The 10191-nt window shown below is 61.5% G+C and carries 9 protein-coding genes; 8 read left to right on the plus strand and 1 reads right to left on the minus strand.

Annotated features, from left to right (window positions below):
- The first annotated feature begins 265 nt into the window (after positions 1-265).
- The 4 genes from NZK35_RS13350 (at position 266) to NZK35_RS13365 (ending at position 5975) form a co-directional block, all read left to right on the plus strand.
- A complete protein-coding gene (locus tag NZK35_RS13350) occupies positions 266-1264 on the plus strand; it encodes a lysophospholipid acyltransferase family protein (RefSeq protein ID WP_259633034.1) in 999 nt (332 codons plus the stop codon).
- A gap of 248 nt (positions 1265-1512) precedes the next feature.
- A complete protein-coding gene (gene uvrA, locus NZK35_RS13355; protein ID WP_259633035.1) occupies positions 1513-4041 on the plus strand; it encodes an excinuclease ABC subunit UvrA in 2529 nt (842 codons plus the stop codon).
- A 343-nt stretch (positions 4042-4384) separates the two neighbouring features.
- Positions 4385-4648 carry a hypothetical protein gene (locus NZK35_RS13360; protein WP_259633036.1) on the plus strand — a complete coding sequence of 88 codons (264 nt, stop codon included), beginning with the start codon at positions 4385-4387 and terminating at the stop codon, positions 4646-4648.
- Between the two features lie 58 nt (positions 4649-4706).
- Complete coding sequence (locus tag NZK35_RS13365; protein WP_259633037.1) at positions 4707-5975, plus strand: DUF1559 domain-containing protein; 1269 nt, start codon at positions 4707-4709, stop codon at positions 5973-5975.
- Between the two features lie 200 nt (positions 5976-6175).
- Here the strand turns inward: NZK35_RS13365 and NZK35_RS13370 are convergent, their stop codons facing one another.
- On the minus strand, positions 6176-6658 hold the full coding sequence (locus NZK35_RS13370) for an acyl-CoA thioesterase (RefSeq protein WP_259633038.1): 483 nt from the start codon (positions 6656-6658) through the stop codon (positions 6176-6178).
- Positions 6659-6767: 109 nt separating this feature from the next.
- On the opposite strand from NZK35_RS13370, the gene msrA reads away from it, so the two are divergent.
- The 4 genes from msrA to NZK35_RS13390 all read left to right on the plus strand — a co-directional run bounded on the left by msrA (position 6768) and on the right by NZK35_RS13390 (position 10140).
- On the plus strand, positions 6768-7496 hold the full coding sequence (msrA, locus tag NZK35_RS13375) for a peptide-methionine (S)-S-oxide reductase MsrA (protein ID WP_259633039.1): 729 nt from the start codon (positions 6768-6770) through the stop codon (positions 7494-7496).
- Positions 7497-7544: 48 nt separating this feature from the next.
- Positions 7545-8123: a hypothetical protein gene (locus tag NZK35_RS13380; RefSeq protein ID WP_259633040.1), complete on the plus strand. Its 579-nt coding sequence runs from the start codon at positions 7545-7547 to the stop codon at positions 8121-8123.
- Between the two features lie 374 nt (positions 8124-8497).
- The gene (locus tag NZK35_RS13385) at positions 8498-9463 is read left to right on the plus strand and encodes a sugar phosphate isomerase/epimerase family protein (protein ID WP_259633041.1); all 966 of its coding nucleotides are present in this window, start codon (positions 8498-8500) and stop codon (positions 9461-9463) included.
- The gene (locus tag NZK35_RS13390) at positions 9460-10140 is read left to right on the plus strand and encodes a hypothetical protein (protein WP_259633042.1); all 681 of its coding nucleotides are present in this window, start codon (positions 9460-9462) and stop codon (positions 10138-10140) included. Before NZK35_RS13385 ends, NZK35_RS13390 begins: the two co-directional genes overlap by 4 nt.
- Positions 10141-10191 lie beyond the last annotated feature (51 nt).

A 10191-nucleotide genomic window follows, 5' to 3' on the forward strand; every position in this document is an offset into this window, starting at 1 on the left:
CGGTCTGTTGATTGAGTGAGCCGTGACGCGTGAGCGGCCGGGCATTCTGACGCCCGCCCGAGGCCTTACGGCCAGCGGCTCACCATTGACTCAGCAGATCCCGAATCAATCAACAGCCCGTGACGCGTCCTGCCGGGGTGATTGTCCGCCCGCGGCGGAAAATCGCTCTGGAGTCCGACGCCTCCCTTCTGAGACACTCTCGCGGGGACGTCTGCCGCGGGCGGCGTCGCGTTTCGCAAGTTTTCCCCGGTTCAATCTGATCCCGATGGTCACGCCAATCAAACGATTCATGCCACTCGGTGTCGGCGGGAAACTGGCCGCCGGCTGGAAACCGGCCCGGCAGCGGGCGATCGATTTCGCCAGCTACCTCGTCGTTCGGCTGGTCGTCGCGGTGATCCAGACGCTGCCGCTGGACCTGGGCGACGCGCTGTGTCGCATGTTGGCGACACTGATATGCCGCCTCGGGCCGATCCGAAAACGCACGACGGCGACGAATCTGAAACAGGTCTTTCCCCACGCCAGCGAGCGTCAGCGGAAGGCGCTCGAAGTGTCGATGTGGCACTCGCTGATGCTGATGGTCTGCGAAATCGCCTGGGCTCAGCGGCGGTTGCACCTGACCAACTGGTCCCAATACGTTCGTTTTCGCAACAGCCGGGATATCTTGCGCAACTGTCTGTCCAAACGTCCGACCGTGATGGTGACCGGACATTTCGGCAACTTTGAAATCGGCGGCTACACCGCGGGGTTGATGGCGTGTGAATCCACAACCATTGCCCGGCGTCTGGACAACCCCTTTCTCGACGACTGGGTCCACCGATTCCGCAGTGCGAAGGGGCAGACGATGTTGGACAAGGACGGATGTGCGATTCAGGTCGATCAGCATCTGGCCGACGGCGGCACGCTGGCGATCCTGGCCGATCAGCACGCCGGCCCCAAGGGATGTTGGACCAAGTTTCTCGGCGTTCCGGCGTCCTGCCACAAGGCACTGGCTTTGTTTTCGCTCGGCAGCGGCGCGCCCATGCTGGCCGGATCCACCCGGCGGATCGACGGCCAGCCGATGAAATTTGAAACCGCTTGCGTCGCCGTCGCCGATCCGGACGATGATCCTGAGGGCAATTGCGATTCGGTCGAATCGTTGACCAAGTGGTACAACCGACAGCTAGCGATCAGCGTTTCCGAAGCGGTCGAGCAATACTGGTGGCTGCACCGACGTTGGCGTGAGCCACCCCCACGCGTCGCCAAAAGGCTTGCCAAAGCGGCCTGAGTTTGCTGTAGGTGACGCTGTGCGTCACGTCTTTGAAGTGACGCACAGCGTCACCTACGGTCGCAGAGACGTGACGCACAGCGTCACCTACGGTCGCAGAGACGTGACGCACAGCGTCACCTACGGTCGCTGAGACGTGACGCACAGCGTCACCTACGGTCGCTGCGCCTGATGTCATCGGTTGTCGGATGTCCTAGACTGACCGACCGTCACGTGCTTCGTCCCTTCCCCCGCATCCAGAACGATCGGTGCCGAAATCCCGTTCCGCCAACTCGATCCGAATTCGCGGCGCTCGCGTTCACAATCTGCAATCGGTGGACGTCGACATTCCCCGCGACGCGATCACGGTGATCACCGGTGTCTCGGGCAGCGGCAAGAGTTCGCTGGCCTTTGACACGTTGTTCGCCGAGGGGCAGCGTCAATACATCGACAGTCTGTCGGCTTATGCCCGGCAATTCTTGGATTCGATGCCGCGACCGGATGTGGATCTGATCGACGGTTTGGCGCCGACGATGGCGATCGATCAAAAGCCCGGCTCGACGAGTGCCCGCAGCACGGTGGCCACCGTCACCGAGATCTACGATTACTTGCGTTTGCTGTTTTCTCGCGTGGGGCTACCGCATTGCGGCAGCTGTGGTGCGGCGATCGCCCGACAGTCTGCCGACGTCATCCGCGATGCGTTGTTGTCTCGTCCCGAGGGCAGCAAGCTGGTGTTGATGGCGCCGATGGTGCGAGGCCGCAAGGGAGCCCATCGCGACGTCTTTGAATCGATCCAGGTCGCCGGTTTGGTCCGCGTCCGCGTCGACGGCGAAATGTATCTGTTGGACGACGTGCCCGAGTTGGCGGTGCGTAAAAATCACACCATCGAAGCCGTCGTGGATCGCTTGGTGGTGCGTGGTGGCGTCGAATCTCGGCTGGCCGATTCGCTCTCGTTAGCGTTGCGTCTGGGCAAGGGGCTGGTGACCGCCGCGGTTGAAGACGAAAGCGGAAACTGGATCGATTCGATCTACAACACCGCGATGGCTTGTATCGAGTGTGGTGCCAGTGTCGAAGAGATCGAGCCGCGGACATTTTCCTTCAACAGCCCCTACGGCGCCTGTCCGACTTGCGACGGGTTGGGTCACGTCGATTCGGGCGATTCGAAAACGATTTGTCCGAGCTGCGACGGCGGGCGGCTGCGCAGCGAAGCGATGGGCGTGACGATCGATGGCGTTTCGATCACCGAGCTAACGGCGATGAATTTGACCGACGCGGCGAGTTGGATCGGCGCCCTCGGCCCCTCGCTCTCGCCACTGCATCGCGCCGTGGCCAAACCGATCCAAACCGAAGTCACCAAGCGACTGGAGTTTTTGGATGAAGTCGGTGTCTCGTACTTGACGCTCGACCGCAGTGCCGAAACGCTCTCCGGTGGCGAGCTGCAACGCGTGCGGCTGGCGACCAGCATCGGCAGCGGGCTGGTCGGCGTGTGCTACATCCTGGACGAACCGTCGATCGGATTGCATCCGGCTGATCACGATCGCTTGATCCGCTGTCTGCGGCGGCTGCAACAAAACGGCAACACCGTGGTGGTCGTCGAGCACGATGAAGCGACGATGCGGGCGGCCGATCGTGTGATCGACGTCGGTCCCGGCGCGGGAGCCCAGGGCGGCAAGATTGTTGCGTCCGGAACCCCCAAACGGATCCAGGCCAACAAGCGGAGTTTGACCGGCCGCTACTTGTCGGGTGTCGACGCGGTCCCGGTCCCGGAAACCCGTCGCGCGGCCGATCGTTTTTTGAGCCTGACCGACGTCAACACGCACAACCTGAAAAACATCACGGTGCGATTCCCTCTGGGATGTCTGATCGGAATCAGTGGCGTGTCCGGCAGCGGAAAGAGTTCGCTGGTCGTTGACACGCTGCTGCCCGCGGTCGAATACCAACTGGTCCATGGCAAACGATTGCCCACCACGACAGGCAGCGTGGCGCGGTTCGGCAAACTGACCGGTGCGGCGGAGTTGGACAAGTTGGTGCCCATCGACCAGGCTCCGATCGGGCGCAGCCCACGCTCCTGTCCGGCGACCTACAGCGGCGTGTTGGATGAGATCCGCAAGGTCTTCGCGGCGACGCGGGAGGCCAAGACACGTGGGTTCACGGCCAGCCGATTCAGTTTCAATTCGGCCGCCGGGCGCTGCGAACTTTGCAAGGGGCACGGCGTCGAACGGATCTCGATGAATTTTCTTAGCGACCTGTTCGTAATCTGCCCACGCTGCGGCGGAAAACGTTTCAATCGCCAGACGTTGCAAGTGCGATTCAAAGGCGCCAACGTGGCTGATGTGCTGGCGATGACGATCGACCAGGCCGCCGCGTTTTTTGAAAACATGCCCTCGGCCCATCGCTTGCTCACATCACTGCAAGCCGTCGGACTCGGTTACATGCACTTGGGGCAAAGCAGCACGACGCTCAGCGGCGGCGAGGCCCAGCGGATCAAACTGGGAACCGAGCTGGCCCGCACCTCGACCGGCAACACCCTGTACGTGCTCGACGAGCCGACGACGGGACTGCATTTCGACGACGTCAAACGCCTGGTCGGCGTGCTCCAGCGGTTGGTCGATTCGGGCAACACGGTCGTGGTGATCGAGCACGACTTCGACCTGCTGGCCTGCTGTGACTGGATCATCGACCTGGGGCCCGGCGGCGGCATCCATGGCGGACGGCTGATGGCCGAGGGGACGCCGGAACAAATCGCGGGACAGGTCGATAATGCGACGGCGAGGTTTCTGGGTAAGAAGCTGCGGTAAGCGGGCAAGCGGTGAGGGACGCGTCAAGTTACCCTCCCTGGCAGGGAGGGTCGAGCGCAGCGAGGGGAGGGTCGAGCGATCGTCGCTGAGCGGTTTCCAGCCATATAGACCCTCCCCGCGTCGTCGTAAACTCCTCCGCGACCCTCCCAGAGGGAGGGTGACTTCTTCACTTGATCCGCATGCCCCTCGCTTCGCTCGCCTCGACGAGGCATGTCCACGTCCCTTTCATCGCCCCAAATTCCTCGTCAGTGATTGCGGTGAGAAACTGGCTACAATACAGTCGTTCAGGTTCTGTCCGGCACCGCCGGCGCGTCCTCTTCACGTCCTTTTCAAGTGATCTCTAATGAGAAGCCTCCTTTTGGCAGCCGGTTTGGTCTGCTTGTCGATGGTCGTCATGACGGGTTGTGGTGGTCATGAAGGCGGGGTGGTTGATGTCCCCTTGAACGAGAACCCCTACCAGATCAGCGATCAAGAGCAGCGGGCGATGAACGCCAAGATCGATGAGACTTCGGGATTGTCCGAAGAAGAGATTGAAGCGCTGGAGAAAGCGAAGCAGGAAGCGCTGGAGCAGGAAGCCGCGGCGGCGGCCGGCTCGCCTGCTGAATGAACGCGTCTGCTGATTGAACGCGCCTATCCACCACTTTTTTAGAAACGAGGAGCCGTCGATGTCGAGGCGAAACACTGCCGGGTTTACGCTGGTGGAACTATTGGTCGTGATCGCGATCATCGGAATCTTGGTGGGCCTGTTGTTGCCGGCCGTCCAGGCGGCCCGCGAAGCGGCGCGGCGGATGAGTTGCAGCAACAACTTCAAACAAGTCGGGTTGGCGCTGCACAATTACCACTCCGCCTACAAACGGCTGCCGATGCACGGTGGCGGTACCGGGATCGATTACCAGGCCGGCAACACGTTGGCGTTCTATTCGCCCCGCACGAACCAAAAGAGCCTCAGTTTTCTCGTCGGGCTGACTCCCTTCATGGAGCAGCAAGCCTTGTGGAGTCAGATCTCCAATCGACTGGCCACCGACCCACTGGGGAACCGGATCAACCCGCCTTGGCAACCGATGGGACCAAAGCCCCAGGGCGGCCAATATGGTTACCGGCCCTGGGTGACCGAAATCCCCACGCTGCGCTGTCCCAGCGACCCCGGTACCGGATTGCCGGCCTTGGGACGCACCAACTATGCGGCGTGCATCGGGGACAGCGCGATGTCGTCGCGAATCGGCTTGACCAACTTTTTGCACGGCGATTACCAACCCCCGACGGTCATTCAGGCCAGCGCGGTGGCGCGCTGGCAACGTGGGATTTTCGTGACCCGCAAATTCACCCGATTCCGAGACATCCTGGACGGGCTTTCCAACACGATCTGCTGTGGCGAAATCATGACCGACCTGCTGGACCGCGACACTCGCTCGCACGGATTGTTCGACGTCAGCAATGTTGATGGACTGCAGGTCACGATGAGCGCCGACGGCGGGACGATGGCCTGCCAGGACTCCGGAGTCCTGATCGATCCGGAACGTCCTTCGTTTTGGGTTGCCACAGCGTTCCCCGCACACAACCCCAAGAACGACGACGGCTCGGCGTATTTCGTGGCGGTCGAATTGGGAACACGGCGCGGATTCAGTTGGGCCAACTTCGGGCACATCCATTCCAGTGTCACCACCAATCGCCCCCCCAACACCGAGTTGTGTCTGCACGGTGCCCATGAATTGACCGAAGGCAACTGGTCGATCAGCAGCCGGCACCAAGGCGGCGCCCACATCTTGATGGGGGACGGGGCGGTCGTCTTCATCTCCGACTCGATCGGGTCGGGGAATTCCCACGCCGGACAAAACGATGGCATTCGTCCCGGCGACGCCAGCCCATACGGCATCATCGGGGCACTCGGCACGCGTGCCAGTCGTGAAATCATCGACGAGTCCCTGAATCAGTAACGCCCGCATCTCAGCACGCGGCGTCAGCCAGTGGCGCGGGGGTGGCGAAATCAACCCGCGCCGGTCGCTGACCGGGCTGTTGATTGATTCGGGATCTGCTGAGTCAATGGTGAGCCGCTGGCCGTCAGGCCTCGGGCGCCTGGATGCCCGGCCGCTTACGCGTCGCGGCTCACTAAATCAACAGACCGTGACGCGTCCCGCTACGATCGGGCGGTTTTCCACGGCAGCGGTGGTGGGGAGGGACAGACCACCAAGCGTTCCTTGGCTTCGTCAGGGATCGGCAGCGCCTTGTGCTGATTCAAATCCACGAACACCCAGCGGGTTTCCACTTTGGCCAACACCGTGCGGTCCGCCGGGCGGCAGATCACGTATTTTCGCCGCGAGGCAAATCGCTGCAGATCGTGAACCCAGGTCCGGACGATAATCTCGTCTCCGGCCAATGCCGCACCGCGGTACTGAATGGAATGTTCTCGCACCACCCATCCGAGCCCGCGTGCCAGGGCCGCTTTGGCATCCCACCCGATCGACTCGGTATGCCGGCCGGCGGCCCAGAGAGTCCATTGCAGATAACGCAAATTGTGAACGTGTTGCTGTGCGTCGATCTCGTCCGCTGCGACCGTGTGGGCGAGGTCGAAATGCGCGTCTGTCGCCGTCGCGGCGTGATCTTCGATTGATTGTGCCAAGCTTTCTGCCTATGTTCGGTCGGTTGACGACTTTTCACCTTCCCGGAAGCGTATAATCGAGTCCAGTCTAGACGCACACGCAGAACCAGATCAGTTAGGAATCCGTTCGATGATGTCAAACACGAGAGTTGCGGTTCGAGTGGCCGAGCAGCCCCAGCGCCAGACACAGAAAACCGCCTGGATCTGCTTTTGGGTCCTGGCCGCACTGGCCAGCTTCTGCCTCAATGTCTCCGCAGCACCGCGTCCCGACGAGGCTTCCGCGGCGTCTGCTGACAAGGTTGATACCAAAGACCAGCCGCAGAAGGAAGAACTTGTCGCCACCTTTGCCGGCGGATGCTTCTGGTGCACCGAAGCGGTGTTCGAACGGATGATCGGCGTCAACGACGTGATCAGCGGCTACATCGGTGGCACCGTTCCCAACCCGACTTACGAGCAAGTGTGCGGCAAGAAGACGGGACACGCCGAGGCGGTCGAGATCTATTACGACCCGTCCCAAGTCACATTCGAGGAACTGTTGGAAGTGTTCTTCAAGACGCACGATCCGACCACGCTCAATCGGCAGGGTGCCGACGAAGGTCCGCAGTACCGCAGCAGCGTGTTCTTTCACGATGAGCAGCAAAAGGATGCGACGCAAGCGTACATCAAGAAACTGAACGAGTCGGGCGAATTTGATCGCGAGATCGTCACCTTGCTCGAAAAGGCCACGACCTTCTACCCGGCCGAAGAAGTCCACCAAGACTTCTATCGAAAGAATCCGAATTACGGCTATTGCCAAGCCGTCGTCCGGGACAAGGTGCGGAAGTTCAATCGGAACTTCGGCGACAAAATCAAAAAGTAACGAACGGGCCAAAATCGTTTCACGAAACGCTCAAGGCGGATCGGTCCCATGCATCGACTCGGTATTCTGGTCACCACCGCGCTGCTCACTCTCGGGGTCGACCAGATTGCGTCGGCCCAGTCGACGATCCAGTTGCCGTCGTTTTCGCGATTCACGTATTCGGGCAGCGTGCTCGTGCCGACCGGCGGTTCCACCTCCTTAGGCGGCGTCTCGCGATCGACGAGCGGGCGATCCTCGCGTCGGGGCGGCGGGCGAGGCATCGGAGCGGGAGTGGGGCACGCCGGAGCCGGCGCCCGTGTCACGATCATTGATCACGACGCAATCGATCGCCAGCTTCGTGGGCTGCCGCCCAAGTCCGGCGCCGCGTCGCGTCCTGCGGTTCGTTCGGCCAAGGCGGGTGCCAAGAAAGCGGATCCCGATGCCGAAGGCAAGGCGCTGGTCCGTTTCGCCCGCAAGCAGTTTCTCGCCGGCAACCGCACCTCCGCGTTTGACGCTTACCGGCTGGCGATTGAAACACTCTCACCAAGACTCTCGAACTTGGCGGCGGCTGAATTCCGTCGCGTTTTTCCGGCCGAGAAGCGTCCTGTCACCATCCAGCCCGGCCGGTTCGCCGGTGCGGATGGCTAGGGACAGAGCCTAGTGCTTCAACCCTTCGACTCAATCTGGTCGAAGGACTCCAGCAATTTGCCGGGCGAACCATCGAAAACAATACCCACGGATAGCAGCGCGAACCCACGGATGACTGGGTGCAAAAGATCCGTGGGTTCGCCCTGCTATCCGTGGGCCCAGCAATCGTTTCATCGCTCCGCAAGTGGCCGTCTGCCCCCTTTTCCGCCCACCATCGACCTCGCCCTTCGTTCCCGACCCCGATTCCGATCAACCCGGTAAAAAACCTCGAGTTCCGCGACGACAGGAACGCTTATCCGATCGCGCCACTGCCAACGCAGATTCGTTTGAGATTAAACTACGCGGCTACCCTTCCTAGCTTTCCAAAGATCGACATGACCAACCGACGTTCATTTATTTGGGCCGCCACGGCCGCCACGGCTTCGGCGGCATCGTTTCCCGGCCTGTCCGCACGACTCGCGGCCGCCGAGCCGAGCCCCCCAGACCTGCCCGTCCGTTTCTCGCTCAATACCAGCACGATTCGCGGTCAAAACCTGAGCATCGAAAAACAGGTCGATGTCGCTTCCGCGGCCGGTTACGACGGGATCGAACCCTGGATGCGTGACATCGAAACCTTCCTTGCCGAAGGCGGTCAACTCAGCGACCTGCGCAAACGCATCGAGGACGCCGGGCTGTTTGTCGCCAGTGCGATCGGATTTGCCAATTGGATTTCAGACGATGACCAACAGCGGCGGGCTGGATTGGAAACGGCCCGTCACGATATGGAGCTGGTCGCGGGATTGGGAGGCAAGCTGATCGCGGCGCCGCCGATCGGGGCGCATCGAGGCGGCAGCGTCGCGCCGCCGTTGGAGTTGGTTGCCGAGCGTTATCGTGCATTGTGCGAAATCGGAGCCTCGGTGGGCGTTCAACCCCAATTGGAATTGTGGGGATTTTCGCCCACGCTCAGCAAACTCGGTGAATTGGCCTACGTGGCCACCGCGGCGGCCCATCCCGCCGCCTGCGTCTTGCCGGACTTCTATCACATCTACAAGGGCGGCAACGACTTCGCCGGCCTGTCCATGATCGAAGCCTCCAAAATGCTGTGCTTTCACATCAACGATTACCCGGCTGATCCGCCGCAGGACAAGATCGCCGACAAGGATCGCGTGTTTCCCGGCGACGGCGTTTGCCCGTTGCCCACGATCATTCGCGAATTGATCGACAACGGATTCACGGGAACCTTTTCACTGGAACTGTTCAACCCCGAGTACTGGAAACGCGAGGCCCTGGCCGTTGCGAGCGAAGGCTTGGAAAAATCAAAAGCCGTCGTCCAGCAAGCCCTGTCCCTATCGGTCGGATGAGCGAAGAAGTTCCCGCAACGTCGCCGCGACGCTTGCCGGTTCAGTTTTCACTGACCTGGTTGTTGACGGTGCTGTTGCTGGTCGCGCTCGCGTCGGCCTACGGGGTGACGGCAGCCCGGTTGCGATCGGCCGAAGCCGAATTGATGCGGCTGCGTGAGGAAACAGGCTATCTGCCGCCCACGGACGAGGACGAAATCGCTGCGGTGCGACTGATCAGTGACCAGCCGATGACCTATCGGCTGCGGGTCCGCGTGCCCGCCTCGCCGCGGTATCGGATCGCGTACAGTTCACTCTGGCCGGAATCCGCGGCCGCACCCCGCTGGTTTAACGCGGTCGCCGTGCCGCCGGGTGAGTCGGTCGTGACGGTGCGAATTCTAAAAGATCCACGCGATGATCGCTGGAAAATCACGACACTGCGTCGCGGCGCCGATGGGACCCGCCGGATGGCGACCGTGCTGCCGGAAAAGCACGTTGGTATCTTTCGCGAGTCACACGATTGGCTCCGCAGCGGCGTGACCGGCCAGTGCTCGACCCGACCGATCGGCCAATCGTTGCGATTGTTGGATGAACGGGTCTTGGTTGGCGAGGGGGCGATGATGCTGTACGGTGACGGGCCGCCGAGTGGTGAGATGGTGGGCGTGTTCGCCGAGCTGCAACCCGACATCGGCGCCATCTAGTGCTCCAACCACATTTAATGTTGGGGTTGCGTTGGTCGAGCGGAAAAGGGG

The organism is Stieleria sedimenti (assembly GCF_025060895.1).
In the GTDB taxonomy this organism is placed as follows: domain Bacteria; phylum Planctomycetota; class Planctomycetia; order Pirellulales; family Pirellulaceae; genus Stieleria; species Stieleria sedimenti.

Coding starts and splice junctions, on each gene's coding strand:
- NZK35_RS13385 (WP_259633041.1), top strand. CDS start 8,498: ATGACCAACCGACGTTCATTTATTTGGGCCGCCACGGCCGCCACGGCT.
- NZK35_RS13380 (WP_259633040.1), top strand. CDS start 7,545: ATGCATCGACTCGGTATTCTGGTCACCACCGCGCTGCTCACTCTCGGG.
- NZK35_RS13360 (WP_259633036.1), top strand. CDS start 4,385: ATGAGAAGCCTCCTTTTGGCAGCCGGTTTGGTCTGCTTGTCGATGGTC.
- NZK35_RS13365 (WP_259633037.1), top strand. CDS start 4,707: ATGTCGAGGCGAAACACTGCCGGGTTTACGCTGGTGGAACTATTGGTC.
- NZK35_RS13350 (WP_259633034.1), top strand. CDS start 266: ATGGTCACGCCAATCAAACGATTCATGCCACTCGGTGTCGGCGGGAAA.
- msrA (WP_259633039.1), top strand. CDS start 6,768: ATGATGTCAAACACGAGAGTTGCGGTTCGAGTGGCCGAGCAGCCCCAG.
- NZK35_RS13390 (WP_259633042.1), top strand. CDS start 9,460: ATGAGCGAAGAAGTTCCCGCAACGTCGCCGCGACGCTTGCCGGTTCAG.